We start from the raw sequence: 24,903 nt of genomic DNA, 5'->3' as shown, positions 1-24,903 counted from the left end.
GCGTTCCTGTTCGAGCTGCACGGCGGCTCCCTCAAGCCCCTCCAGCTCGAGGGCGACAACGCCATCCTCACCGGCACCACCGTCCACATCTCCGAGGACGCCGCCGGCCTGCTGAACAAGACCTTCGGCACCGACGCCGTCAAGCGCGGCCTGCTCGTCGGCACCGCCACCATCACCGCCCAGATCAAGTAACACCCCGCACCACCAAAGTCGGCCCGGACCACGCAGCAGCGCGGTCCGGGCCGACTTGCGTTGCGCGCCGTCCGTCTCGGCGCACGACGGGCCGGCGGGCGGCCGCCGTCGTCACGGGCTGGGCGACACCTCACGCGCTCGGGTTCGCGAGAACTGTCGCTCAGCGCGAAATCTCGCCCCCGCACCGCACCCCTCAGCGCCGTCGCCACCACCGCCGCGGCTTCGCCTCGAGCCGCGCCTGCTCCGCTGCCCGCGCGGCCGAAGCCATGCGCACCTCGCGGCGTTCCCGCCAGGCGAGCACCTCGGCCTCGACGTCCCGCATCGGCGTCACCACCGGCGGCCCGCCGAGCAGCTGCCGCCGGGCCTCCTTCACCCGCGCGTTGAAGTCCACGAGGACGTCGCGCACGTCGGTCTCGAGCGACAGGGCGTCGAGGGCGTCGTCGAGTTCGGCGTCCTCGGTCCGCAGCGCCAGGGCCGGCGGCGCGATGCCCCGGATGTCCTCACGCTCGATCTTCGACTTGATCCACCAGTCCGGGTCGTGCTGCCCGTCAAGGCCCGGCAGCGGCTTGCCGTGGTACGGGTTGCCCTCGAAGACCCCGCGCCGCTCGGCCTCCGCGATCTGGGCCCGGGCGTGCGCGGCGACGTCGGCGGCCTTGAGCAGCCGACGTTCCTCGCGTTCCGAGCGCACCTCGTCGGGGTCGAGCGACCCCCGCTCGATCTCCTGGTCGACGAGCTGCTGGTAGCGGTAGCGGGCGGCCCTGCGGAGCCGGTCCATCCGTGCATCGACGTCGTTCATCGTCAGGCCATGATGCCCCGCGCCCCCGAGGGGCCGTCCAGCCCGGTCAGGACTTCTCTGAGACTTCTTCGATGGTGAGCGCAGCCTGGATGAGCGCCAGGTGCGACAGCCCCTGCGGGATGTTGCCCATGAAGTCCCCGTCCACGGCGCTGAGCATCTCGCTGAACAGTCCGACGTCGTTCGCCTGCGCGACCATGTCGTCCATCAGCTGCTTCGCGTCGTCGACGCGTCCGACGCACGCGAGCGCGGCGGCGAGCCAGAACGAGCACGCCACGAAGGGGGACTCCTCGTCCTGGATGCCGGAGTACCGGTACACCAGCGGCCCGTGCTGCAGCTGCTCCTCGATGGCGCGGATCGTGGACTCCATGCGCGGTCCACGGTCGAACGCCGACATCGCGTGCAGCAGGATCGAGCAGTCGAGCGCGTCGGTGCCCGGGTACATGACGTAGTGGCCGAGCTCCTCGTTCCACCCGTTCTCGGCGACCCAGTCCTCGATGAGCTCGCGGTTCTCGATCCACTTCTCGCGCGGGCCGTCGATCATCCCCGCGTCGTGCAGCTCGACCGCGGCGTCGAGCGCCTGCCAGCAGCCGATCTTGCTCGTCGTGTAGTGCTGCGCCTCCTGCAGCTCCCACATGCCCGAGTCCGGCTCCACCCAGCGGTGGCAGGCGTCGTCGGCCAGGTCCTGCAGCACCGAGGCCGTCTTGCGGTCGAGCACGTTGCCGGCTCGGACGTACTGGCGCATGATCTCGAACACGTCGCCCCAGACCCCGAGCTGCAGCTGGTCACCGGCGCGGTTGCCGATCGTGACCGGTCCGATGCCGTTCCAGCCCGGGACGTCGCGCTCCTCGACGGTGTCGCTCTTCGACCCGTCGAGTCCGTAGAAGATCGGCATCGTCTCGTCGTGCTCGGCGATCGTGCGCATCACCCACGACACGGCGGCGTGCGTCTCCTCGCGCAGGCCGAAGCGGGTGAGTGCGTGCACCGTGTACGCCAGGTCGCGCACCCAGGCGAACCGGTAGTCCCAGTTCTTCCCGCCGGTGCGGTCCTCGGGCAGGCTCGTCGTCGGGGCCGCAGCGATGGCGCCGGTGGGGGCGAAGATCAGGAGCTTCAGGGCGAGGGCGCTGCGCTGGACGGCGTCCGACCAGGGGCCGTCGTAGCTGAACTCCTTCGACCAGGTCGACCAGTTCTCGATCGTGCGGTCGACCCCCTCGAGCGTGCGCTCCGGTTCGGGCAGGAAGATCGGCTCGTCGTACGTGCCGACGATGGTCAGGATCGACTTCGAGCCCTCGGTCGTCGTGAACCGCCCCGAGAACCGGGGGCCGTCGTCGTGCACCGGTTCGAAGCCCTGCTCGACGATCGCGATGGTCACGCCGTCGACGCCGATCACCGTGCCGTTCGCGGTGTCGAGTCGGCGCGGTTCCGCGGTGTTCAGGATCGTGCCGGGCACGACCGCCCACTCCATCTCGACCGAACCGTCGACCCCCTGCACGCAGCGGCCGATCTCGGCCCACGGCAGGCGTCCGGCCACTCCGGTGACCATGGCGTCGGTCACGGTGGCGGAGCCGGACGGGGTCGTCCAGGTCGTCAGAAGCACGTTCGTGCCCGGCAGGTAGGCGCGGGACACCTGCGCCTGGTCGTCCACCGGCCGCAGGGCGACGTGTCCGCCGTGCTCGGCGTCGACGATGCTCGCGAACACGGGCGGTGAGTCCATCGACGGGATCGGCAGCCAGTCGATCCGGCCGTCGAGCGCGATGAGGGCGACCGTCCGCCCGTCGCCGATCGCACCGTACGAACGGAGCGGGACGTACCCGTTCGTCCGTTCCTCGTTCTCGGTCGCGTCGGGGGTGTCTCGCGTGCGCTCGGTCATGCGTCCAGCCTGCCCCGGCCCCGGTGGCGACCATCAGGCGGACGTACCCCTCGTGGAGAACGCACGCCGGGCCTCCAGCCTGTGGAGAACCGCCGGAGAACCGCCGGAGCACCCCCGGAGCACGCCGGGGAAGCGCCAGAGCACAGCCGACACGCCCACGTGACTTGCGCATCCCGGGCGTGTCGCACTAGCGTCGTGCTCCTGCCGATCGGCAGACCGCCCGCCCCGGGCACACCGGAAGGACCGCGCATGCGCGCCGTGCAGCACAACGAGGAACGCGTCGAGCTCCAGCTCGCCGCGGCCGCCGTGCTGCCCGAGCAGCAGTGGTCCCTCCGCTATCCCGCGTAGGCACGCGACGTCCCACGACGCCTCGTGCCCACCCGGCCCGGGGCGTTCGTCAGCACCGCTTCCTCCCGTCCGCCACGTCCGGCGACGACCAGGCGGCCCGGCGTACGACCGTCTCGGACCGTCACCTCGACCGTCACGAAAGCGAGACGACTCCATGAAGAAGATCAACGACCGATTGCTCAGCTGGGCCTCGATGCTCGAGGACAACACCGAGCAGCAGGCCCGCACGACCGCGCGCATGCCGTTCGTGTTCCCGCACCTGGCCCTCATGCCCGACGCACACCTCGGCCTCGGGGCCACCGTCGGGTCCGTCATCCCGACCCTCGGCGCGATCATGCCGGCGGCCGTCGGCGTGGACATCGGCTGCGGCATGATCGCGGTCCGCACGCAGTTCACCGCCACCGACCTGCCCGCCGACCTGCAGGGGCTGCGCGAGCAGATCGAGCGCGCGATCCCGCTGTCGGCCGGTGCGTCGAACCGGAAGATCGTGGCGACCGCCGCACCCCGGATCGCCGAGCTCGAGGCGATGGCCGAGACCGCCGGGTTCGACCCGGACGGCGTGCACGGCGCGTGGCGGAACCAGCTCGGCACCCTCGGGTCCGGCAACCACTTCATCGAGGTCTCCCTCGACGAGCAGGACCGGGTCTGGCTCTTCCTGCACTCCGGGTCGCGTGGCGTCGGCAACAAGATCGCGCAGCGGCACATCAAGGTCGCCAAGAAGGCGATGGAGCGGTGGTGGATCCAGCTGGCGGACCCCGACCTGGCGTACCTGGTCGAGGGCACGCCGGAGTTCGACCGGTACATCGCCGAGCTCCGGTGGGCCCAGCACTTCGCGCTGCTCAACCGCGAGGAGATGATGGACCGCGTCGTCCGGCAGCTGTCCGAGGCCGTCGGCACGCCCGTCGACGAGCGCGAGCGGATCAACTGCCACCACAACTTCACGCAGCGTGAGACGCACTGGGGCAAGTCCGTGTGGGTGTCGCGCAAGGGTGCGATCCAGGCGAAGGCCGGTCAGCCCGGCCTGATCCCCGGTTCGATGGGCACCGCGTCGTACGTGGTCGAGGGACTCGGCAACAAGCCCTCGCTCGAGTCGTCCCCGCACGGTGCCGGCCGGCTGTTCTCGCGGAGCGCGGCTCGGCGGACCTTCACCCACGAGCAGCTGCGCGAGGCGATGGCCGGCATCGAGTACCGCGACACCGACGCGTTCCTCGACGAGATCCCGGCGGCGTACAAGCCGATCGACCAGGTCATGGCGGACGCCGAGGACCTCGTGTCGATCCGGCACACCCTGCGGCAGGTCGTCAACGTGAAGGGCGACTGAGACGCGCCCACCGACGGACGGGAGGCCCGTGGCGGCACCGCCACGGGCCTCCCGTCCGCCACGTGGCGGACCGCACGGCCCGGCGCGCCCCGGACAGGACGGCACGCGTCGGGCACGCTGGGGCGTGATGAGCGACACGGCGGAGCACGCAGCGAAGGAAACCGGACGACAGGTCCGGCGAGCAGCCGACAGCCGCTGGTTCGAGGTCACGGCGCGCGCCGGGTTCGTCGGCAGCGGCATCGTCCACCTGCTGATCGGGTACCTGGCGATCCTGCTCGGGATCGGCAACGCGTCCTCCGGCGGCGAGACGGACCAGTCCGGTGCGCTGCAGCAGATCGCCGCGGTCCCCGGCGGGGTGTTCCTGCTCTGGCTGATCGCCGTCGGCACGGCCGCACTCACCGTGCGCCTGATCGTCGAGGCGATCGTCGGCGGCCGTTCCGACACCACCCGGGGGTGGCTCGCCCGGCTGAAGGACGTCGCGAAGGCCGTGGTCTACGGCGTGATCGCGTACTCGGCGGCCTCGTACGCGCTCGGTGCCGGGTCGAGCTCGAGCAGCTCGTCGCAGAGTGCCGCGGCGAAGACCCTGGCGACGCCCGGAGGGGTGTTCGTGCTGCTCCTCGCCGGGGCGATCGCGGTCGCGGTCGGCATCGGCCTCGTGGTGATCGGCTGCCGCCGGTCGTTCCGCAAGCAGATCACGCGACCGTCGGGTCAGCTCGACCGTGTGGTCACCGTGCTCGGCGTCGTCGGGTACGTCGGCAAGGGGATCGCCGTGGTCATCGTGGGCGTGCTCATCGCCGTCGCCGGCCTGCAGAGCGACCCCGACCAGGCCACCGGCCTCGACGCCGCGTTCGACGCCGTGCGGAGCATGCCCGGTGGGGTGTTCGTCCTCGTCGCGATCGGCATCGGGTTCCTGGCCTTCGGCGTCTACAGCTTCTTCCGCGCGCGGTTCGCCCGCCTCTGACCCGCGGGTGCACGGACGACCGGACCGGCGCGGACCTTCGCGCTGCGCGACACCTCACGGGCCGAAGCGGGCGTGAGGTGTCGCTGAGCCCGTGAACTCGCAGCCGCGCCGCCTGAGCGAGCACGGACCGCCCCCGCGGTAAACGGGGTCGATGAGCACCAACGTCACCACCGGCCCCGCGACCGTCTTCGCCGACGCCCGAGCGGTCCTCGCCGAGAGCATCGTCTGGGACCCCTCCGCACAGCTGCTCCGGTGGGCCGACATCACCCTCGGCACCCTCAACACCGCCGAGGCCGACGGCACGGTGCGGTCGAGCGTGCCGCTGCCGCCCCCGCTGGCGAGCTTCCAGCCCCGGGCCTCCGGCGGCTTCGTCGCGGCCCTCGGGGACACCGTCGTGGTGACGGACGAGCAGGGTGCCGTGGAGCGCGAGATCGCCCGCGTCACCCACAGCACCTCGGGCAACCGGTTCAACGAGGGCAAGTGAGACCCGTTCGGCCGGTTCCTGGTCGGCAGCATGAACGTGACGACCGGCGAACCCGATGCGGCGCTCTACTCGATCGAGGCCGACGGCACGACCCGGGTGCTCCGCGGCGGCTTCGGCGTGACGAACGGCATGGAGTGGTCGGAGGACGGCAGCACGATGTACGTCACCGACACCAGTGCCTCGACGGTCTTCCGCGGGTCGTACGGCCCGGACGGCGAGCTCGGCGAACTCGAGCCGTTCATCGTCGGTCAGGCGCACGACGGCCTGGTCCGCGACGACGAGGGTTGCTTCTGGAGTGCGATCTACGGCGGATCCCGCGTCGAGCGCTACGGGCCCGACGGCTCGCACCTGGAGACGGTGGAGCTCCCCGTCGCCAACCCGACGTCGGTGGCGTTCGGCGGTCCGGACATGTCGACGCTCTTCGTCGGGACGGCCCGCGAGAACCTCACCGAGCAGGACCTTGAGCAGGCGCCGCGGTCCGGTGCGGTCTTCGCGGTGCCGACGACGGTGCACGGGTTCCCCGCGAACACCTTCAGCGGCTGAGCGCGTCGTCGCCGCCCGCGCGGACGGCGGCCGGGTATCCTGGGCGACCGCCCGACCGGAGGAGACCCACGTGGACGACGAACGCCAGGCAGCCCGGCCGGACCCGGCCGGCGAGCTCGCCCAGGCCGAGGACGCCGACGTCACGGTGCAGGTGGACCGGGTCGCGGTCGACGGCACCTACGTCCGGGTGAGCTCGATCGGTGAGCCCGGCGGGCGGGCCTTCGTGCTGGTCGCGGGCCTGGGCATCGCGTCGACCTACTACGAGCGGCTCGCCCCGCACCTCAACGAGAACGGTCCGGTGCACGCGCTGGACCTGCCGGGGTTCGCCGGCGTCCCGCGGTTCCGCGGGAAGGTCTCGATCGAGCGCTACGCCGACGCGGTCGAGCGGGTCATCGACGACCTCGGGCTCCAGGACCCGGTCCTGGTCGGGCACTCGATGGGCACGCAGGTCGTCACCGAGGTCGCCGCCCGCCGTCCGGGGATCTCCGACCTCGTGCTCATCAGCCCGGTGGTCGACTCGTCGGCGCGCACGGTGCGGCAGTCGGCGTTCCGGTTCCTGCGGTCGACGCTGCACGAGCCCGCCGCGGTCCGGTGGCACGGCATCACGGCGTACGCGCTGTGCGGATGGCACTGGTTCCGGAAGGTCCTGCCACGGATGATCGCGTTCCCGATCGAGGAGCGCGCCGCCCACGTGCAGGCCCGCACCCTGATCGTCCGCGGTGAGCACGACGCGATGGTGCCGCGGGACTGGGTCCGCCGGCTGGCGCGGGTGTTCCCGTACGCGGTCCTCCGCGAGGTCGTCGACGGCGCACACTCGGTCATGCACGCACAGGCCGACGCGGTCGCGCGGCTCGCGGTGGCGCACGTCGACCACCGGATCCCCGACCGGGGCGTGTCGTCGCTGCAGCGGGTGCGCGACCACTCGACGTCGTCGGACCTGGCGCGGCTCAGCCCGGGGGACGCCTGGTTGCTGGTCAAGTCGCGCTTCATCGAGCTGTTCGGGATGGCCCGGAACGACGACGAGACGCTCGAGGCGGCCAAGTCCGCGCACGCCGTCGCGATGGCGGACGGCGACGACCTGCCGGTCGACCCGGCCGATCGCCGGGCGGTCGTCGACGAAGTCGCGCCGGAGTCGAAGTAGCGAGCACGATCGAAGTAGCCAGCACCGTCGAACCAGCGAGCGCCGTCGCACCAGCGCGCGTCGCGATCTGCGGGCGACCGCCTGGAGGCCCGGTGCCGGTCCGTCGGACCGGCACCGGGCCTCCAGGCCGTCGCGATCAACGCGACGGGCGCGCGGTCAGGGCGTGATGCGGCCCGGCAGCATGTCGGGCGTCAGCGCGTTCGCCTCGGCGAGGACCTTGCGGGCCTCGTCGGTCTTGTCCCACACGTTCCAGAGCAGCACGCCCCGGACCGTGTCGGCGTCGTCCAGGTAGTAGACGACGCCGGTCACGGTGGGGTCCTGCCAGTCCTCGACCGTGCGGAGCTTCGAACTGACCAGTCCCACCGCCTCGTACCCCATGTCGAAGACGTCGGAGTAGAACATCGGCGTGTGGTCGTAGGTCTCGTCGGCGTCGGCCAGGTTGCGGCCGGCCTGCCGACCCTGCTGCTGGGCGTTGTCGACGTGCTCCACCCGGCGGGTGCCGAGGATGCGGTCCGGGTACTCGGCGACGTCACCGGCGGCGAACACGGAGTCGTCGTCGGTGAGCAGTGTCGAGGTCACCACGATGCCGTCGCGGACGGTGAGTCCGGCGTCGGCGGCGAGCTGCGTCGCGGGTTCGATGCCGAGTCCGGCGACGACCGCGTCGGCCTCGACCACGGAGCCGTCGTCGAGCGTCAGCCGCACGCCGTCCGCCGTCTCGGTGCCCTCGGACACCCGGCGGCCGGTGCGGAGCTCCACACCGTGGTCGACGAAGCGCTGCTGGAACGCCCGTGCCAGGTCCTCGGGGAACATCCGTCCGCCGACGACCTCGTCCGGGTCGACCAGCGTGACGCGCGCACCGTTCTGCACGATGCCCGCCGTGATCTCCTGGCCGATGTACCCGCCGCCGACGACGGCGACGTGTGCTCCGGCATCCGCGAGTTCGCGCAGCCGGCGGTAGTCCGACGCGCTGCGGTAGTCGAGCACGCGCGCCGACGGTGACAGCCCCGGCAGCCCGCGCGGCTTCCCTCCGGTCGCGAGCAGGAGCCGCTCGTACCCGTGGGTCGCGCCGTCGGCCGTCGTGACGGTCTTCGCGGCACGGTCGATCGCCGTCACCGTGGTGCCCAGGACGAACTGCGCCCCGGTCTCCTCGGTGTGCAGGTCGACCTTGTCGTCCCAGCTGAAGTCCGGGTCGGTCCAGAGCTTCTTCGACAGCGCGGGCCGTGCGTAGGGCCGGTCGACGTCCTCGCTGAGGATCCCGATCGACCCGTCGGTGTCGAGCTCACGGATGCCGCGGGCAGCGGCGTCGGCGACCATCCCGCCGCCGACGATGAGGTAGCGGAAGTCGGTCATGACGCCTCCTGGCGGTGCTGTGGCGCCACGATCAGATCGTGGCGACCGAGCCGGAGTCGACCCGGTAGTTGGCGCCGTTCACGAAGCTGGCCAGCTCGGAGCACAGGAAGGCCACGACGTTCGCGACCTCTTCCGGCTCGCCGCGGCGCTTGAGCTCCATGTACGGCCGCTCTTCTTCGAGGAAGCTGCCGATGGCCTCGTCGAACGAGGTACCGCGCTGCTTGGCCCGCTTGTCCATCATCGCGTCGGTCATCGGCGTGTGGATGAACGCGGGGGAGACCGTGTTCACCAGCAGGCCCTCGGAGGCGTAGGAGCGCGACAGGCCCTTCGCGAACGAGAGCACCCCGGCCTTGGCGGCGCAGTAGGGCAGCTCGTCGTCGTACGGCTGCGAGGCGTCCTCGGACACCAGGTAGACGATGCGTCCCCAGCCGCCCTGGCGCAGGTCGCCGATGAACTCGCGGGTGATCCGCACCGGCCCCATCAGGTCGATGTCGATCGTCTCCGCCCAGCCGGCCTCGTCGATCTCGTGGAACATGCCCTGGGCGCCGGTGACCCCCGAGGACTGCACCAGGATGTCGATCTCGCCGACGGCCTCGCGCACCTTGTCGTGCAGGGCGGCGAGGCTCTCGGCGCTCCGGACGTCGGCGGCGAAGGCGTGCAGCTTGCCGAGCGGTGCCTCGAGCTGGTCCGCACTGGTGTCCAGACGGCTCTGGTCGATGTCGGTGACGACCACGGTCGCACCCTCTGCCAGGAGGATGCGCGCCGTGTTCCAGCCGATGCCGGAGTCGCCGCCGAAGACGAGTGCGGTCTTGCCCTGGATACCGAGGTCCACCCGGGCCCCTACGCGTGCGCCGACGCGTCGGCGACGGCGGGCGTGGTGGCGGAGGCCAGCGGGGTGCTGGGCGCGCGGTTCTCGGCGGAGACCATCCACGCGAGCTGCTCGAGGCGCTCGATGAAGCCGTGGAGCAGGTCCGCGGTCGTCGGGTCTTCCTCGTCGACCTCGTCGTGGACGTCGCGCATGGTGCCGGTCGCCTGGTACAGCCGGAGCGTGACCTGGTCGATGGCGTCGTGCGTGGTGATCTCGCCCGAGGGGAACGCGTCGAGGTGGCTGCCCGCGGAGACGGTCGCCGAGCGGCCGTCCGGTACGAGGTACAGCGCGCGCATGCGCTCGGCGGTGTCGTCGGCGAACTCACGAGCCGCGTCGACGATCTCGTCGAGCTGCAGGTGCAGGTCGCGGAAGTTGGTGCCGAGGATGTTCCAGTGGGCCTGCTTGCCCTGCAGGTGCAGGTCGATGAGGTCCACGAGGACCGCCTGGAGGTTCTTGGCCATCTTGTCCGAAGCGTGCATGGTTGTGGCTCCTTTCGCGTCGGTGTGACCGTTCCGGTCTACGCGGTGCCCCAGTGCACGCTCTCAGTGCGCTCGGAGGCAGCGTCCCCCGGGGGGTGTCCGGCGCGGTGCCGCTCAGTGCGACGGCGCGGGGTCCACCTGGTCGACGGCTTCGCGCATCTGCTCCAGGAAGCCGGCGACGATCCGCGCCTCGGACGCGGGGAGTCCCTCGGCGATCGACATCATCCGGCGGTGCATCACGCCGAGCGTGGCGCGGACCTCGTCGTCGGTCTCGGTCGTCGGCGTGATGACGAGCGCCCGTCGGTCGGTGGGGTGCGGGTCTCGGCGCACGTGGTTCGACTTGACCAGGCGGTCGATGAGGATCGTCGTCGAGGCCGACGAGATCTTGAGGTACGCGGCGAGGTCCTTCGGGCTCACGGCGGTGCCGGAGCGCTGCGCCTGCAGCAGGAAGCGCACGGCGAGCAGGTCGGTCTCGCCCATGCCCATCGAGTCGCGGGTCCGGCGGCGCATGGCCGTCTCGGCGGATCGGTACCGGCGCAGGGCGTTGAGCACGGCGACCCCGCGTTGGGTCGCGTCGTCGTCCGGGAACCAGTACCCGGACGCCTCGGTGATCTCCTGCGTCGACATGGCGTTCAGGGTAACCCGTCTCGTATCTCGGTCGTCTAGCGGACTCCCGGGTTCCGCCACGACCGGTGCGTCCGCACCGTCCGATGCGTTCGCAACGACCGTTGCGTCCGCACCGGACGGACAGGAGGCCCGTGGCGGGGTCGCCACGGGCCTCCTGTCCGGTGGTTCGTCGCGTTACGCGGCTGCCTGCTCGTCCGTGCCGGCTGCGGCCTCGGCGAGCGCGGTGAGCGCTCCCTGCACGAGCGTCGTGACCTCGGCGTCCTCACGCGGGTGGGTCTCCGCGAAGCGGACGACCGACTGCGGGATGGCGACCTTGACGTCCTCCAGGACCTTCGCGCCGGCGATGCCGGCGGCCTTGCGGGCGTCGTCGTGCGCCCAGACGCCGCCGTACTGGCCGAACGCCGAGCCGATCACGGCGAGGGGCTTGCCGGACAGCGGCGAGGCGCCGAACGGACGCGAACCCCAGTCGAGCGCGTTCTTCAGGACGGCGGGGATGGTGCCGTTGTACTCGGGGGTGATCAGCAGGACGGCGTCCGCGGTGGCGACGGCGTCGCGGAAGGCGACGGCAGCGGCGGGCGGGGTGTCGCCGTCGATGTCCTCGTTGTAGAACGGCAGGTCGACGATGCCGTCGAAGGTGTGCAGCTCGATGCCCTCCGGCGCGTGGTGCGCGGCGGCCTCGGCGAGCTTGCGGTTGATGGAGTCGGCGCGCAGGCTGCCGACGAGGACGAGGACGTTCGTCATGGAGCTCCTTCTGTTGCGGGATGCTGTTGCTGGACGGAAAGGTGTCAGCGACAACCAATGCGATCGTACGGGGCGCTATTCCCAGCCCCCTGGGTACGGTGGCGACGTGACCACGCTTCGGACCCCGGCCAGCACGCCACGAACCACCGACCCGACCTGGTGGCGCGATGCCGTCGTCTACCAGGTCTACCCACGCAGCTTCGCCGACACCGACGGCGACGGGCTCGGTGACGTCGCGGGCATCACCAGCCGGGTGCCGTACCTGGCGTCGCTCGGTGTCGACGCGCTGTGGCTCTCACCGTTCTTCCCGTCGCCGCTCGCCGACGGGGGCTACGACGTCGCTGATTACCGTGCCGTCGACCCGAAGCTCGGGTCCCTCGACGACCTCGACGCCCTGGTCCGGGCCGCCCACGAGCACGACCTGAAGGTCATCGTCGACATCGTGCCGAACCACACCTCGGACCAGCACGAGTGGTTCCGGGCCGCACTGGCGTCCTCGCCGGGGTCGGCCGAGCGTGCGCGGTACGTGTTCCGCGAGGGGTCCGGCGACTCCGGGGAACTGCCGCCGAGCGACTGGGTGTCGAACTTCGGCGGCAGTGCGTGGACCCGGGTTCCGGACGGGCAGTGGTACCTGCACCTGTTCGCCCCCGAGCAGCCGGACCTGGACTGGTCGAACCCCGAGGTCCGCGCCGACTTCGAGGACACGCTGCGCTTCTGGTCCGACCGCGGTGTCGACGGGTTCCGCGTGGACGTCGCGCACGGTCTGGCGAAGGACCTGTCGACCCCGTACCGGCCGTCGAACGAGCAGGACCTGCCGCTCGACGGCTCCGACCCGCTGTACGACCGCGACGAGGTGCACGAGATCTTCGCCACCTGGCGTCGCGTGCTCGACGAGTACGAGCCGCCCCGTGCCGCGGTCGCCGAGGCCTGGGCCCCTGCACCCCGCCGTGTCCTGTACGCCCGGCCGACGGAGCTCGGGCAGGCCTTCAACTTCGACCTGCTCGAGGCCCCGTTCGAGCCGGACGCCTTCCGTCAGATCATCGAGCGGAACCTGGCCGCCTCGGAGCACTCGGGTGCCTCGAGCACCTGGGTGCTCTCGAACCACGACGTCGTGCGGCACCCCACCCGGTACGGCCTGCCGGACGGCACCGACACCGACGCCTGGCTCATGACGGACGGCACGACGCCGGAGCTCGACCGTGCACGGGGGCTCCGTCGGGCACGCGCGGCGACGCTGCTGATGCTGGCGCTGCCGGGGTCGTCGTACGTCTACCAGGGCGAGGAGCTCGGGCTGCACGAGGCCGCCGCGATCCCGCGCGACCTGCTGCAGGACCCGAAGTGGCTCCGCACCGGGCACACCGTGAAGGGCCGGGACGGCTGCCGCGTGCCGATCCCGTGGACGCGCTCCGGGCCGTCGTTCGGCTTCGGGGACGTCGCACCCCACCTGCCGCAGCCGCAGGACTTCGGGGAGTCCTCGGTCGAGGCCGAGGACGGCGATCCCGGGTCGACCCTGTCGCTGTACCGCCGGGCGCTGGCCGCACGACGTCGGCTGCAGCAGGGGGAGGCGCTGACGTGGCTGGAGTCCGGCTCCGAGGTCGTGGCGTTCGCCCGGCACGACGGCTGGCGGTCGTTCACGAACTTCGGCACGGAGCCGGTGCCGTTGCCCGCCGGCACCGTGGTCGTCGCGTCGGGACCGCTCGACGAGGTCTCGCCCGGTGTGCTGCCCGGCGAGACGACGGTGTGGTTGGCCTGAGCGGAGAGGTTCTTCCTCCACAGCCCGGAGGCCCGTGGTGGCGTTCCACAGATCGTCTCGCCACCGCCCGGGGATGACCTCCCGATCGCGAGCATCGGGGCATGACAGATCCCACTGCTCCAGCATCCGGTCCACGACCACTCCGGCCGCGGGTCGTCCGCCGCCTCGCTGCGGTCGGCGCCGCGCTGACCGCGCTCGGCGTGCTCGCGGCGCCCGCCGTGCTCCCGTCCGGGTCGAGCGCCGCTGCGCTCGACTTCCCCTACGTCAACGAGTTCTCCAGTGCGTCCGGCGGCACCCTGCAGGGTGACGCCGCGGTGTCCGACGGTCGCCTGCGACTCACCGACGACGTCCGGAACCAGGCCGGGGCCTGGTCGACGAACGACACGTTCCCCTCCGACACCGGGCTCGAGATCGAGTTCACCTACGCCATGTACACCGCGAAGGACGACCCCGGGGCCGACGGCCTGCTGCTGTACCTGGCCGACGGGGCCGCACCACAGGGTGTCGGCTCGTACGGCGCCGGCCTCGGGTACGCCTGCCGCAGCACCGTGACCGAGGGCGGTGGACGCCCGTGCGACCTGCCCGGGGTCCCCGGTGGGTTCGCCGCCGTCGCGATCGACCACTACGGCAACTTCTCGTCGCGCATCAACGACTCCGGTCCCGGTGCCCAGGCCGACCACGTCGTCGTCCGCGGCTCGGGCGACGGGACCGAGGGCTACCGGTACGTCGCCGGCGTCGCGGCCCCCGGCGGCACGGTGACCGACGGAGCCACACCGCGGAAGGTCCGCGTCACCCTGCTGCCCGAGGCCGACGGCGGCCTCGCCGTGACGGTCCGGATCCAGGCCGGCGAGGCCCTGCGGACGGTGCTGGACTCGGTGCCGCTGCACGGCGACGGACAGGCCCCGCTGCCGAGCACGCTCCGCCTCGGGTTCGCCGCGGCCACCGGCAGCCACGTCGACAAGCACGAGGTCGACGCGCTGCAGGTGTGGAAGCCGGCGGACCTGTCGGTCGAGCACGACCTGCCCGCGACCGTCACGGCCGGCGACCCCGTCCGCTACGACGTCACGGCTCGGAACCCCGGTCCGAACGCCGCCGATCCGAGCCCGTTGCACGTCGACGTGCCGGACGGCATCGAGGACGTCACCTGGACGTGCACCGCGGCGGCGGGCTCCGCCTGCGCGACCGCGACGGGGAGCGGTGACGTGGCGACCGACCTGTCCCTGCCCCGCGACGGTTCGGCCGTGGTGACCATCGAGGGGCGGGTCGCCACGGGCACCGAGGGGAGCCTGGAGAGCGTCGCGACGATCGCCACGCCTGCGTCGTTGTCCGACACGAACGAGACGGACAACGTCTCGCGGGCGAGCACGACCGCGACGGCACCGGCGGCCGTCGCGCACGTGGAGACGGACAAGTCGGTGTCACCGTCGACCGTCGCACCCGGAGACGAGGTCGAGTACCTCGTGACCGCACGGAACCGGGGTCCGGCGGTCGCGGAGCACGTCGGGGCCGTCGACGAGCTGCCCGAGGCCATGCGCTTCGTCGGTTCGGACGACGGGTGCACCGCCGAGGGGCAGCGCGTGACGTGCCGATCCGACGCCTCGCTCGACGTGGGGGAGACCCGGGCCTTCCGGATCCGCGCCGTGCTCGATCCGGGCTACCGGGGGGACGGATCCGACGTGGTGAACGTGGCGACCGCGACCTCGCCGACCGACCCGGACGGGGGCGACCCGTCCACCGGTGTGGCGATCGTCGTCGACCCGGACGACGACGGACCGGCGCCGAGCCCTGCGCCGACGACCGGTCCGGCACCGGACGACGGGGACGGATCCGGTGGCGGCGGCCCCGGCGACGGCGACGGCCCCGGGGCGGGTGCTGACGACGGGCGTGCGGGTGCTCCGGTAGCTGACCACGGCGCCGCCGCGCCCGTGGGAGCTCTCGCCTACACCGGTGCCGAAGGGGTCGGCCTCGCCGCCGCGCTCGCCGCCCTGGCCGCCGCCGTCGGTTCCGTGTGCTGGTGGCTCGCCCGACGTCGTGCCCGCCGGAACGCGCCGACCGACGACCCGCAGCAGCCCTGAACGCCGCCGGGACGGCACCGGACGCGGTGCCGTCCCGGCGCGCGGGTGTGCACGTCCACAGGGGGTGGAGACGCCCCCGGTCGGGCGTTCACCCCACCGGCGGTAGGATCGGATCCACGATCCGCATGCCCGAAAGAGGTCTCGTGTCCGACACCGTGGACGACGCCACCACCGTGGAAGACGCGACCCAGCGCGCGCGGTACTGGCCGATCCCGATCCTCCGGGCGGTCCCCGCAGCGGTCGTCGCGATGGTCATCACCTTCTCGACCAACCACGCCGCGGGCTACGGTCTCGTGCTGTTCGGCGGCTTCGCCCTGGTCGAGGGCCTCGTGCTCCTGTTCGCCGGGATCTCCCGACTGCCCCTCGACGGCCGTTCGCGTCGCACGACCCTGCTGCAGGCCGTCATCACCCTGCTCGCCGCGGTCGCCGCGTTCGCGTGCAACGGGTTCGGGCTGCCGGCCTTCATCACGGTCATCGTCGCGTTCGCGGTGCTGACCGGGGCCCTCGAGCTGTCGCAGGGGCTCCGTGCCCGGCGTCGCTCACCCTTCGCTCGCGACTGGACCACGATCGGCGGCCTCACGCTGCTGCTCGCGGTCGCCTTCCTCGTCACGCCGCCCGACTACTCCCAGCAGCTCGGTGGCGTGGAGCAGGTCACCGGCACCCTCGACGCCTCGATCGTGCTCGTCGGCCTGCTCGGCGCGTACCTCGCCATCACGGCCGTCTTCCACGTGATCGCCGGCCTCTCGCACAAGTGGGGCACGGCCACGCCGGCCGTCGCCCCGGACGGAGCACCACACGCATGACCACCCCCAGCCGTCGTGACCGTCTGCGCCCGGTCGAGCTCCTCGGGATCTCCGCGATCGTCGCGGTGTTCACCGGGCTCGTCGTGCTGTTCTCGACGCGGGAACTGCAGCTGGCCGTGATCTTCCTCGGCGTCGCGTTCATCGTGGTCGTCGTCGTGCTCGCGATGCTGCAGCTCGCCTCGTCGAGCGAGCAGGACGACAACGACATGCTCGGCGGGCACAAGACGCCGGGCGAGGGCGACGGCGACGACTTCCACTGACGGCTGACGGCTGACGGCTGACCCAGCGGCGACCGCGTCCTGACGCCGGACACGCCCGAGGTCACGAATCAGGAACGGTCCTGTCAGGATCGCGGGTCCTGCCGACACCTCTGGGAGAAGGAGGTGGGATGTGGACGTGACGACCGGCACCGACACGGACGAAGGACTCGTCCGTGCGATGGCACAGGGGGACACCGGAGCGCTCGCACGAGCGTTCGACCGGTACGCCGCCACCCTCACCCGCTACGCCTGGGCACTCGTGGACAACCGCTCCGACGTCGAGGAGATCGTGCAGGACGCGTTCCTCACGCTCTGGCAGCGGGCGGCGACCCTCGAGCTGCCGGCGGACACCGTGCTGCCGTGGCTGCTCGTCGTCTGCCGCAACCACGCCTTCAACACCGGCCGCAAGCAGGCCCGTCGTCGCGCGGACGAACTCCCCGAGCACCTCGCCTCGCCCGCCGACCACGACGAGGCCCGCGAGACCCTGCGCTGGGTCCGTGCCGAGATCGCCGCGCTCCCCGACCTCGACCGCCGCATCTGCGAGCTCTGCCTCCTCGAGGGGTACTCCTACGCCGAAGCCGCTGAGCTCCTCGGGCTCACGGTCGGCGCGGTCACCCAGCGGGTCTCCCGCAACCGACGTCGACTCAAGAAGGCGGTGATGCACGATGAACACTGAACCTCCCCAGGGAGACGAGCTGCAGCGCATGCTCGTCTCGATGAAGCAGAACGTCCTCGAACGCGCCACGCCCCGCCCGAAGCGACGTCGTGGTCGCTCGGGCGTCGTGGTCGGCGTCGTCGCCCTGCTGGCACTCGGCACCGCGACCGGTGCCGTCGCGCTGACCCTGTCGCAGCAGAACGCCGACCCGGTCGCAGCTCCCACCCAGACCCAGCAGCCCGAGCCGTCGCCGTCCGCGACCACGCCGAGCTCCGCCCCGATCACGGGCGCCCCGATCCCGAAGCCCACCCCGACCCCCACCGTGGCGACGATCCCGGCGACCTGTCGCGACATGGTGCCGGCGGAGGACTACGCGCGGCTCTTCGGGGATATTCCGCTGACCGAGATCTCGAAGGCGAAGGACGGGACGGCCGGCGGCGATGGTGAAGACGTCACCTGGGCGGACGGGGAGTCGGAGATCATCTGCAACTGGGCCGACCCTCGAGCGGACGTCAGCGGGCTGACCATGACCATCGGGACGGCCGGACCCGGTGCCGCGGACGTGCTCGCGACCAGTCCGCTCCAGTGCGAGGACCGTGACGGCGGCCGGGTGTGCCAGTCGTCCGTCCGGGCCCAGACCGGCCCGGTCGACCAGGTCTCCACCTTCTTCCTGCGCGACGACACCTTCATCGTGATCCGGCAGGCGAACTTCCCGACGAACGGTCTGCTGGACGCCGTGGTCGGGGAGATCTGGGGGGACTGACGGCCTGGAGGCACGTGACGGACCCGACCCGTGCCTCCAGTCCGCCGGTGGGGTCCACCCACCGGCGCCGCGTCACCCCACCGGCGCCGCGTCACCCGACCCGCGCTGCCACGATGTCGCGCGCCAGCGTCCGGACCGCACGGCTCGGCTCCGGGGACGTCCGGACCGCCAGACCGATGCGGAGCGGCTCGACCTCGTCCTCCAGGTCGAGCACCGCACCGTCGTACCGCACCCCCGAGTCCGGCACGACCCCGACGCCGAGCCCGGCCGAGGCGAACCGGATCACGGCGGGCATGTCGTTCATCTCCGCGACGATGCGCCGCCGGATGCCGAGCCGCTCGAGCGCCCCGTCGAGGATGATCCGGTTGCCGAACCCGTGCGCCGTGTCGACGAAGGGTTCATCCGCGAGTTCGGCGAGCGACACCGACGACCGGCCGGCGAGCGGGTGGTCCGACGCGGTGAACACCCGGAACGGCATCTCCCGCAACGGCTCCACGACGACGCCGGCGGGCACGGTGGGCAGGCCTGTGTAGGCGATGTCGAGCCGCCCGGCGACCAGGTCCTGCACGAGCCCGGTCGTCCCCGACGGCGAGGTCATGAGCTCCACCGCGACGAGCGGGTGCTGCCGTCGGAACCGCTGCAGCACGCCCGTCAGGTCGACGATGTCCATGCTCGTGAAGATGCCGAGCCGCACCCGCCCCCGCAGGTCGGCGTCGTCGGCGGTGGCCAGGTCGCGCATCCGGTCGAGGGACTCGAGCACCGCGCGGGCGTGGGGGAGCAGGTCCTCGCCGGCCGGGGTCAGGACGAGCTGTCGGCCGGTGCGGTCGAAGAGCCGCACCCCGAAGCTGCGCTCGAGCGAGGCGATGCCCGCGGACACCGTGGACTGCGCCGCCCAGAGTCGTTCGGCTGCGCGGGTGACACTGCCCTCGGCGGCGACGGTGACGAACTGTTCGAGCAGTCGGGTCTCCATCGTCCGAGTATCGATCAGATCGATCGTGCACATCAAGCGCATCCGTTGGACTCGATGCACCCCGAGCGCGATCATCGGAGCATGTCAACCGTCACCGACACCCCGACGGGCACCGTCCCCGCCACCACCGCCGCTCCCGCATCCGCGAGCGACCGTGTCGTCGCCCCGCGCGGACGCCGTGACCACACCCGTCGGCGCCACGGTTTCGGCTTCTGGGTCGTCGCCTTCGCGTTCCTCGCGGTGATGGCCTTCGCGACCGTCCCCGCGCCCCTCTACGTCATCTACCAGGCCCGTGACGGGTTCCCGACCTTCACCACGACCGTGATCTTCGCGGCGTACGGGGTCGGGGTCGTCGGGTCGCTGTACCTGGCGGGACACCTCAGCGACGTGCACGGGCGGCGCCCGCTCATCCTCGTGTCGATCGCCCTCGAGCTCGTCGCCGCGGTGCTGTTCCTGCTCTGGAACGACGTCACCGGCCTCATCGTCGCCCGGCTCGTGACCGGCCTCGGTGTCGGGACGCTGACGGCGACCGCGACGGCGCACCTCGGTGAGCTCCGGGTCCGTGCGACCGGGTCGAGCGACTCCGCGAAGGGGGCGAGCGTCGCCGCCGGGGCGGTGAACCTCGGTGGGCTGTCGCTCGGCGCCCTGGTCGGTGGAGCGCTCGCCGAGTTCGTCGGGCAGCCGCTCATGGTCCCGTACGTGGTGTTCGTGATCGCGCTGGCCATCGCGTTCGTGCTGGTGCTGGCCGCACCGGAGACGGTCGGCCGCCCCGAGCAGCCCGTGGCCTACCGCCCGCAGCGCATGCAGGCTCCCGAGGGCCAGGGAGCTGCGTTCTGGGCAGCCGGTGCAGCAGCGTTCGCGGCACTCGCCGTGCAGGGCCTCTTCACGTCGGTCGCGCCGAGCTTCCTCGGCACCACCTTCCACGTCACCGACCGCCTGGCCGCCGGGGCCACGACCTTCGGGGTCTTCGCCGCGAGCGCGCTCTCGCAGATCGTCTTCGCCCGGCTGTCGCAGCGTGCGCAGATCCGGCTCGGCATGGTGCTGTTGGTCGTCGGGCTGCTCGTCCTGGCCGTCGCCGCGGTCCTGCTGCAGGTCGCCGGGTTCATCGGCGGCGGGGTCGTCGCAGGCGCCGGGGTCGGCCTGCTGTTCCGCGCCGCGATCGGCAGCGCCGCAGCACTGGTCGGCCCGGAGCGTCGGGGCGGCGTGCTCGCGGCCACGTTCCTCATCGCCTACGCCGGGCTCACCGTGCCGGTCGTGGCCGTCGGGGCGGCGCTGCTGGTGATCCCGACGCTCCCCGTCCTGATCGGGTACGTCGTGCTCGTCGCCGTCCTGGCCGTCGTCGCCGGCACCCGGCTGGCCGCGCGCGCCTGATGCGCCACGGGCCTGGCGTCCGCCCGTCGCCTCCCGGAACCCGGTTCCGTCGTGCGGACGCACTCCCGGCATACTGGGTGCGTGCCCCGGAACCGCAACCGTCCCGTGATCACTGGGATCGCGGCCGTGGTCGCCGCCGGTCTCCTCGCCGGCGGGCTGTTCCTGACGGCACGGCAGGGTGCGGACGACCCGACCATCGGCGCCGGCTCGACCTCACAGACCCCGGCCGACGCGCCGACCGCCGCCGGCGACGGCACCGTCACGATCACCCGCACCGGGCCGGACATGCCCGGCAGCACGGCGCTCGGCCGGTGCGACACGATGACCCAGGCGGCCGTCGCGCAGTACGAGACCGAGGCCCTGGGCCGCGTCACCCTGCAGTGCGGCACCGCTGCCCAGGGCTACGAGCACATCCGGGTGCGGCACACCGCCGACTGGCAGGACGTCGTCTCCGGGCACGGCTCGCGCGACTGGGACGACGCCATGCTCACGGCGGTGCAGACGGCCCTCGAGAACCCACGCCCCGGGTTCCCGCTCGACGCCGGCGACGGCAAGGTCTGCTACGCCGCACCCGTCCGGTTCGACGACGGTTCACGCCCCGACGATGAGCCCTTCGTCAAGGTGATCGTCTCGGCCACCACCGACCGGGTGATCACGGCCTACCCCACGCGCACCGACGACTGCTGACGCCGTCGCTGTCCACCCGTTCTGCGACAGACCACGCTGCCCACTGACGTCGAACGACACCGCCGTCGTCGTACGACATCGACGCTGTCGCAACCACCGCCACGCAACAGTCCGCGTCTGCACGAAGCGACGATGTCGTCGTCGTACGACGTCGACCTCGTCGTTCCGCGTCGTCCCCCACCGCCGCAGCGCCGCGCCGCCGAGACGCACACACGCCGGGCGCGCGACCCTACGCGTGCACCTCGTACTCGTGCCGCCGGTGCGACGCCGGCTCCAACTGGAACGTCGAGTGCTCCACCGGCACGTCGAAGTGCTCCGCCACGCACCGCTGCAGCTCGTCGAGGATCGCCGGGGCGTGCGCCGTCGAGAAACAGTGGTCGTCGACGACCACGTGCGCGGTCAGGTTCGGCACCCCGGTCGCCACGAGCGTCGCGTGCAGGTCGTGCACGGCGATGACGTGGTCGAGCTCGAGGATGTGGCCCCGCACGTCGTCGAGGTCGAGCCCCGGCGGCGTCGACTCGAGCAGCACGTTCGCGGTCTCGCGCAGCAGCCGGATCGCCCGCGGCAGGATGAGCAGGCCGATCAGGATCGCGGCGACGGAGTCCGCCCGCTCCCACCCGGTCAGCATGAGCACGACCGCGGCGATGATGACGGCCACCGACCCGAGGGTGTCGTTGAGGACCTCGAGCCGGGCAGCGCGCGAGGTGAAGCCCTCGCCCGAGGCCCGGAGCAGCACCGCGTAGGCCACCAGGTTGCCGAGGAGTCCGACGATGCCGAAGACGAGCAGCGGCCCGGAGTGGATCTCCTCAGGCACGACGAGCCGCTGGACCGCCGAGATGATCACGTAGACGCCGACGGCGAGCAGGATCGCGGCCTGCGCGGTGGCCCCGAGGACCTCGGCCCGCTGGAAGCCCCAGGTGCGCTGTGCGGTCGGCGACCGGCGGGCGAGCCGCGTCGCGACGAGTCCGATGCCGAGTCCGCCGGTGTCGACGACCATGTGCCCGGCGTCGACGAGCAGTGCGAGCGAACCCGTGACCACGGCGCCCACGACCTCGGCGAGCAGGATGCCCGCCGAGATGCAGAACGCGATGAGCAGGGCGCGCTCCGAGGCGTGCCCGACGCCGTGCCCGTGGTCGTGTCCCATGTGCGACATCGTAGGGATCCGCACTGACGACATGCCAGGATCGTCAGCGTGAGCCGGTCGCCCTACGAGCTGTCCACCCCACCCGAGGTGCTGGCCCGGCTGCACCCCCGGCTCCGGACCTACTTCGCTGCCGTCCCGCCCGGACACGTCGGTCGCGGCGAGGGCGTCTTCACCGTGGTCGGCACCCCGCGCCGGTGGGTCTGGCCGGTCCTCGCGTGGTTCGCGCGCGACGCCGTCATGTTCCCGGTGTGGGAACGGGACGTGCCCTTCACCGTCGAGAACCGCCCGGCTCGCGTCCGTCGTGGACCCGGCACCGGCCTGGAGGCTCGCCCCGCCGTCCGCGCGCACCGCACCTTCCGGTTCCGCTCGGGAGCCCGCACGATGGTGGACGCCATCACCGCCGAACCCGACGGCCTGGTCGACCACCTCGGTCGCCGCGGGCGCGTCAGCGCGCGTCTGCGGGCGCAGGTCGACGACACCGGTCCGGACGCGGGCGCCCTGCGCCTGGTCTCCACGCGCGTGACGTTCCGGGCGCTGGGACGCGATCTGCGCCTCCCGGCCGCCCTGAGCCCGCGTGTGACGCTCACGGAACGATTCGATGACGAAGCCGACCTGCAGCGCGTGTCCCTGGTGCTCACCGCGCCGGTGGTCGGCACGCTGTACCGGTACGAGGGGGCGTTCCGGTACGAGATCGCGCCGGACACAGAACGGGGATGAGATGAGCGACGAGAAGGGCCGCGTCGTGATCGCGGGAGCGAGCGGCTTCGTGGGGCGGTACCTGCGGGACGCCTTCGCGGCAGAGGGCTACCGGGTCGTCACCATCGGCCGGACCGGCGACGCGGTGTGGGGCAACACCCTGCGCATCCGGGAACTCGTCGACGGTGCCGCCATGGTCGTGAACATGGCGGGCAAGAGCGTCAACTGCCGCTACGGCCGACGCAACCGTGCCGAGATCATGCGCTCACGGGTGGACACCACGCTCGAGCTCGCCGAGGCCATCCGGACGTCGGAGCACCCGACGCCGCTGTGGATGAACGCTTCGACCGCGACGATCTACCGGCACGCCGACGACCGCCCGCAGGACGAGACCACCGGCGAGATCGGCGAGGGGTTCTCGGTCTCCGTGGCCCGCGCGTGGGAGGACGCCTTCTTCGGCGCCGACCTGCCCGGCACCCGTCGTGTGGCGCTCCGGATGGCGATCGTGTTCGGCGACGGCAGCGCCCTGCTGCCGCTCCTCCGGCTCGCGCAGGCGGGCCTCGGCGGGCCGCAGTACGACGGGCCGTGGGTGCCGACGCGCTCCCGGCTCCGCGCCGGCACGTACCACCACCACCGGCCCACGCACGGACGGCAGCGCTTCAGCTGGGTGCACATCGCCGACGTCCTCGGGTCGATCCGGTTCCTCCGCGACCACCCGGAGATCGAGGGGCCGGTGAACCTCTCGAGCCCGAACCCGTCCGACAACCGCACCGTGATGGCGACCATCCGCGACGCCGTCGGACGCCGGTTCGGGGTACCGACCTGGCGGTGGATGCTCGAACTCGGGTCGTTCGCGATCCGCACCGAGACCGAACTCGTGCTGAAGAGCAGGTGGGTGGTGCCGACCCGGTTGACCGAGGCGGGCTACGAGTTCCGGTACCCGCACCTGCGTGGGGCGCTCGCCGGGATCATCGCGGAGCGCCGCCAGCACCGGGGCTGAGCGCCGGCACCGGGACCCCGTCGACCGGAGCTGGTGTCGGGGCCGGATCCGGCGCCGGGTTCCGGCCCGGTCGCGGCCGGCGGTCCCGCGCCGGACGCGACGACCACAGCACGGCGGCCACGACGACCGCGCCGGCGAGCACCTCGACCAGGTCGGGCACCTCGCCGAAGGCCGCCCACGACGCGAGCACCCCGACCACCGGCACGAGCATCGAGAACGGCGCGACCGTGCTCGAGGGGTAGGTCGCCAGCAGCCGCGACCAGATGCCGTAGCCCACCAGGGTCGCGACGACCACGATGTAGAGCAGGCCGAGGTCGGCCGGCAGCGCCGCCGGCGTGAACGCCGTGCCGAGTGCGGCCCCGATGCGGTCCGGTCCCTCGACCACGAGCGACAGCACGGCCATCGGCACGGGTGGCACGACCGACCACCACAGGGTCAGGTGCAGCGGGTTCGCGGCGCCCGCCCGCCGGGTCGCGACGTTGCCGATCGCCCACCCGAGCGCACCGCACAGCGCGAGCACGACGGGCAGCAGCGCGGCGGTCTGCGAGCGGTGCAGGGCGATCGCGGCGAGGGCGGCCACGGCGACGGTGACCCCGACGACCTGCCGGCCGGTGAGCCGCTCGCGCAGGAACACCCCGGCCAGCACCACCGTGAAGGGCGCGGATGCCTGCAGGACGAGCGAGGCCAGCCCCGACGGCATGCCGGACGCCATGCTCAGGTACAGGAACGAGAACTGCAGCACGCCGAGCCCGAGGCCGACGAGCAGCAGTCGCCCGAACGGGATCCGCGGCCGTGGCACGAACAGCAGCGTCGGGACCGCCAGGATCGTGAACCGCAGCGCTGCGAGCAGGAACGGCGGGAAGTGCTCGAGCGCGAGCGCCGTCGCGGGGAAGTTCAGTCCCCAGACCACGGCCACCACGACGGCGAAGAGACGGTCACGAGCGGTCATGCTCCTCATCGTCCCGGCCAGTACGTTGTAGGTCCATCGAATCCTTCGCGAAGCACGAT

Annotated in this window: 23 protein-coding genes and 2 pseudogenes; 15 read left to right on the top strand and 10 right to left on the bottom strand. The window is 72.1% G+C overall.

Annotated elements, in window-relative coordinates:
- A pseudogene (locus BR70_RS23550) lies at window positions 1-192 on the top strand (hypothetical protein); the annotation flags it as partial.
- A 193-nt stretch (window positions 193-385) separates the two neighbouring features.
- Here BR70_RS23550 and BR70_RS0103780 read toward each other — a convergent pair.
- A complete protein-coding gene (locus tag BR70_RS0103780; protein ID WP_027464989.1) occupies window positions 386-988 on the bottom strand; it encodes a DnaJ family domain-containing protein in 603 nt (200 codons plus the stop codon).
- A gap of 46 nt (window positions 989-1,034) precedes the next feature.
- On the bottom strand, window positions 1,035-2,855 hold the full coding sequence (locus BR70_RS0103775; RefSeq protein WP_027464988.1) for a glycoside hydrolase family 15 protein: 1,821 nt from the start codon (window positions 2,853-2,855) through the stop codon (window positions 1,035-1,037).
- A 502-nt stretch (window positions 2,856-3,357) separates the two neighbouring features.
- On the opposite strand from BR70_RS0103775, the gene BR70_RS0103765 reads away from it, so the two are divergent.
- From BR70_RS0103765 to BR70_RS19345, 4 genes and pseudogenes are all read left to right on the top strand, one after another.
- The gene (locus BR70_RS0103765) at window positions 3,358-4,524 is read left to right on the top strand and encodes an RtcB family protein (RefSeq protein WP_027464987.1); all 1,167 of its coding nucleotides are present in this window, start codon (window positions 3,358-3,360) and stop codon (window positions 4,522-4,524) included.
- Between the two features lie 127 nt (window positions 4,525-4,651).
- Window positions 4,652-5,485 (top strand): DUF1206 domain-containing protein, encoded by an 834-nt coding sequence (locus BR70_RS0103760; protein ID WP_027464986.1) that lies wholly within the window; start codon window positions 4,652-4,654, stop codon window positions 5,483-5,485.
- Window positions 5,486-5,636: 151 nt separating this feature from the next.
- A pseudogene (locus tag BR70_RS19350) lies at window positions 5,637-6,512 on the top strand (SMP-30/gluconolactonase/LRE family protein).
- 70 nt (window positions 6,513-6,582) lie between these two features.
- On the top strand, window positions 6,583-7,653 hold the full coding sequence (locus tag BR70_RS19345) for an alpha/beta fold hydrolase (RefSeq protein WP_081827224.1): 1,071 nt from the start codon (window positions 6,583-6,585) through the stop codon (window positions 7,651-7,653).
- 156 nt (window positions 7,654-7,809) lie between these two features.
- Here BR70_RS19345 and BR70_RS0103745 read toward each other — a convergent pair whose 3' ends face one another.
- From BR70_RS0103745 to BR70_RS0103725, 5 genes are all read right to left on the bottom strand, one after another.
- The gene (locus tag BR70_RS0103745; RefSeq protein WP_027464985.1) at window positions 7,810-9,003 is read right to left on the bottom strand and encodes an NAD(P)/FAD-dependent oxidoreductase; all 1,194 of its coding nucleotides are present in this window, start codon (window positions 9,001-9,003) and stop codon (window positions 7,810-7,812) included.
- Between the two features lie 31 nt (window positions 9,004-9,034).
- A complete protein-coding gene (locus BR70_RS0103740; RefSeq protein WP_027464984.1) occupies window positions 9,035-9,835 on the bottom strand; it encodes an SDR family NAD(P)-dependent oxidoreductase in 801 nt (266 codons plus the stop codon).
- A gap of 8 nt (window positions 9,836-9,843) precedes the next feature.
- Window positions 9,844-10,350 carry a Dps family protein gene (locus BR70_RS0103735; protein ID WP_017886495.1) on the bottom strand — a complete coding sequence of 169 codons (507 nt, stop codon included), beginning with the start codon at window positions 10,348-10,350 and terminating at the stop codon, window positions 9,844-9,846.
- Between the two features lie 114 nt (window positions 10,351-10,464).
- Window positions 10,465-10,977 (bottom strand): MarR family winged helix-turn-helix transcriptional regulator, encoded by a 513-nt coding sequence (locus BR70_RS0103730; RefSeq protein WP_027464983.1) that lies wholly within the window; start codon window positions 10,975-10,977, stop codon window positions 10,465-10,467.
- Between the two features lie 174 nt (window positions 10,978-11,151).
- A complete protein-coding gene (locus BR70_RS0103725; RefSeq protein ID WP_027464982.1) occupies window positions 11,152-11,718 on the bottom strand; it encodes an NADPH-dependent FMN reductase in 567 nt (188 codons plus the stop codon).
- A gap of 106 nt (window positions 11,719-11,824) precedes the next feature.
- On the opposite strand from BR70_RS0103725, the gene BR70_RS0103720 reads away from it, so the two are divergent.
- The 6 genes from BR70_RS0103720 (at window position 11,825) to BR70_RS22095 (ending at window position 18,027) form a co-directional block, all read left to right on the top strand.
- Complete coding sequence (locus tag BR70_RS0103720; protein ID WP_027464981.1) at window positions 11,825-13,471, top strand: glycoside hydrolase family 13 protein; 1,647 nt, start codon at window positions 11,825-11,827, stop codon at window positions 13,469-13,471.
- Between the two features lie 101 nt (window positions 13,472-13,572).
- A complete protein-coding gene (locus tag BR70_RS19340; RefSeq protein WP_155896760.1) occupies window positions 13,573-15,546 on the top strand; it encodes a lectin-like domain-containing protein in 1,974 nt (657 codons plus the stop codon).
- Window positions 15,547-15,689: 143 nt separating this feature from the next.
- Window positions 15,690-16,349 carry a DUF308 domain-containing protein gene (locus tag BR70_RS0103705; RefSeq protein ID WP_051596596.1) on the top strand — a complete coding sequence of 220 codons (660 nt, stop codon included), beginning with the start codon at window positions 15,690-15,692 and terminating at the stop codon, window positions 16,347-16,349.
- On the top strand, window positions 16,346-16,609 hold the full coding sequence (locus BR70_RS0103700) for a hypothetical protein (protein ID WP_027464979.1): 264 nt from the start codon (window positions 16,346-16,348) through the stop codon (window positions 16,607-16,609). The genes BR70_RS0103705 and BR70_RS0103700 overlap by 4 nt, the downstream gene beginning before the upstream one ends.
- A gap of 136 nt (window positions 16,610-16,745) precedes the next feature.
- On the top strand, window positions 16,746-17,285 hold the full coding sequence (locus BR70_RS0103695; protein WP_081827229.1) for an RNA polymerase sigma factor: 540 nt from the start codon (window positions 16,746-16,748) through the stop codon (window positions 17,283-17,285).
- Window positions 17,275-18,027 carry a hypothetical protein gene (locus BR70_RS22095; protein WP_155896759.1) on the top strand — a complete coding sequence of 251 codons (753 nt, stop codon included), beginning with the start codon at window positions 17,275-17,277 and terminating at the stop codon, window positions 18,025-18,027. Before BR70_RS0103695 ends, BR70_RS22095 begins: the two co-directional genes overlap by 11 nt.
- Before the next feature lie 91 nt (window positions 18,028-18,118).
- Here the strand turns inward: BR70_RS22095 and BR70_RS0103685 are convergent, their stop codons facing one another.
- On the bottom strand, window positions 18,119-18,997 hold the full coding sequence (locus BR70_RS0103685; RefSeq protein ID WP_027464977.1) for a LysR family transcriptional regulator: 879 nt from the start codon (window positions 18,995-18,997) through the stop codon (window positions 18,119-18,121).
- An 81-nt stretch (window positions 18,998-19,078) separates the two neighbouring features.
- On the opposite strand from BR70_RS0103685, the gene BR70_RS0103680 reads away from it, so the two are divergent.
- The gene (locus BR70_RS0103680; protein ID WP_027464976.1) at window positions 19,079-20,368 is read left to right on the top strand and encodes an MFS transporter; all 1,290 of its coding nucleotides are present in this window, start codon (window positions 19,079-19,081) and stop codon (window positions 20,366-20,368) included.
- A gap of 81 nt (window positions 20,369-20,449) precedes the next feature.
- The gene (locus tag BR70_RS0103675) at window positions 20,450-21,055 is read left to right on the top strand and encodes a hypothetical protein (RefSeq protein ID WP_155896758.1); all 606 of its coding nucleotides are present in this window, start codon (window positions 20,450-20,452) and stop codon (window positions 21,053-21,055) included.
- 229 nt (window positions 21,056-21,284) lie between these two features.
- Here the strand turns inward: BR70_RS0103675 and BR70_RS0103670 are convergent, their stop codons facing one another.
- Entirely contained in the window at window positions 21,285-22,199 is a 915-nt protein-coding gene (locus BR70_RS0103670) for a cation diffusion facilitator family transporter (RefSeq protein ID WP_081827221.1), read from the bottom strand.
- A gap of 48 nt (window positions 22,200-22,247) precedes the next feature.
- On the opposite strand from BR70_RS0103670, the gene BR70_RS19330 reads away from it, so the two are divergent.
- Together BR70_RS19330 and BR70_RS0103660 are read left to right on the top strand one after the other, a co-directional pair.
- Window positions 22,248-22,916: a DUF4166 domain-containing protein gene (locus BR70_RS19330; RefSeq protein WP_051596594.1), complete on the top strand. Its 669-nt coding sequence runs from the start codon at window positions 22,248-22,250 to the stop codon at window positions 22,914-22,916.
- A gap of 1 nt (window position 22,917) precedes the next feature.
- Window positions 22,918-23,895 carry an epimerase gene (locus BR70_RS0103660; RefSeq protein WP_027464973.1) on the top strand — a complete coding sequence of 326 codons (978 nt, stop codon included), beginning with the start codon at window positions 22,918-22,920 and terminating at the stop codon, window positions 23,893-23,895.
- Here BR70_RS0103660 and BR70_RS0103655 read toward each other — a convergent pair.
- Window positions 23,864-24,844 carry an EamA family transporter gene (locus BR70_RS0103655; RefSeq protein ID WP_027464972.1) on the bottom strand — a complete coding sequence of 327 codons (981 nt, stop codon included), beginning with the start codon at window positions 24,842-24,844 and terminating at the stop codon, window positions 23,864-23,866. The two genes, BR70_RS0103660 and BR70_RS0103655, sit on opposite strands and share 32 nt — an antisense overlap.
- Between the last annotated feature and the right edge of the window lie 59 nt (window positions 24,845-24,903).

It is taken from the genome of Curtobacterium sp. UNCCL17, assembly GCF_000686685.1.
GTDB lineage: Bacteria > Actinomycetota > Actinomycetes > Actinomycetales > Microbacteriaceae > Curtobacterium > Curtobacterium flaccumfaciens.
Note: the sequence above shows the minus strand (reverse complement) of the source record. Positions and strands in the feature narration are given on the sequence as shown.

Coding starts and splice junctions, on each gene's coding strand:
- BR70_RS0103780 (WP_027464989.1), bottom strand. CDS start 988: ATGAACGACGTCGATGCACGGATGGACCGGCTCCGCAGGGCCGCCCGC.
- BR70_RS0103775 (WP_027464988.1), bottom strand. CDS start 2,855: ATGACCGAGCGCACGCGAGACACCCCCGACGCGACCGAGAACGAGGAA.
- BR70_RS0103765 (WP_027464987.1), top strand. CDS start 3,358: ATGAAGAAGATCAACGACCGATTGCTCAGCTGGGCCTCGATGCTCGAG.
- BR70_RS0103760 (WP_027464986.1), top strand. CDS start 4,652: ATGAGCGACACGGCGGAGCACGCAGCGAAGGAAACCGGACGACAGGTC.
- BR70_RS0103745 (WP_027464985.1), bottom strand. CDS start 9,003: ATGACCGACTTCCGCTACCTCATCGTCGGCGGCGGGATGGTCGCCGAC.
- BR70_RS0103735 (WP_017886495.1), bottom strand. CDS start 10,350: ATGCACGCTTCGGACAAGATGGCCAAGAACCTCCAGGCGGTCCTCGTG.
- BR70_RS0103730 (WP_027464983.1), bottom strand. CDS start 10,977: ATGTCGACGCAGGAGATCACCGAGGCGTCCGGGTACTGGTTCCCGGAC.
- BR70_RS0103725 (WP_027464982.1), bottom strand. CDS start 11,718: ATGACGAACGTCCTCGTCCTCGTCGGCAGCCTGCGCGCCGACTCCATC.
- BR70_RS19340 (WP_155896760.1), top strand. CDS start 13,573: ATGACAGATCCCACTGCTCCAGCATCCGGTCCACGACCACTCCGGCCG.
- BR70_RS0103700 (WP_027464979.1), top strand. CDS start 16,346: ATGACCACCCCCAGCCGTCGTGACCGTCTGCGCCCGGTCGAGCTCCTC.
- BR70_RS22095 (WP_155896759.1), top strand. CDS start 17,275: ATGAACACTGAACCTCCCCAGGGAGACGAGCTGCAGCGCATGCTCGTC.
- BR70_RS0103685 (WP_027464977.1), bottom strand. CDS start 18,997: ATGGAGACCCGACTGCTCGAACAGTTCGTCACCGTCGCCGCCGAGGGC.
- BR70_RS0103680 (WP_027464976.1), top strand. CDS start 19,079: ATGTCAACCGTCACCGACACCCCGACGGGCACCGTCCCCGCCACCACC.
- BR70_RS0103670 (WP_081827221.1), bottom strand. CDS start 22,199: ATGGGACACGACCACGGGCACGGCGTCGGGCACGCCTCGGAGCGCGCC.
- BR70_RS0103660 (WP_027464973.1), top strand. CDS start 22,918: ATGAGCGACGAGAAGGGCCGCGTCGTGATCGCGGGAGCGAGCGGCTTC.
- BR70_RS0103655 (WP_027464972.1), bottom strand. CDS start 24,844: ATGACCGCTCGTGACCGTCTCTTCGCCGTCGTGGTGGCCGTGGTCTGG.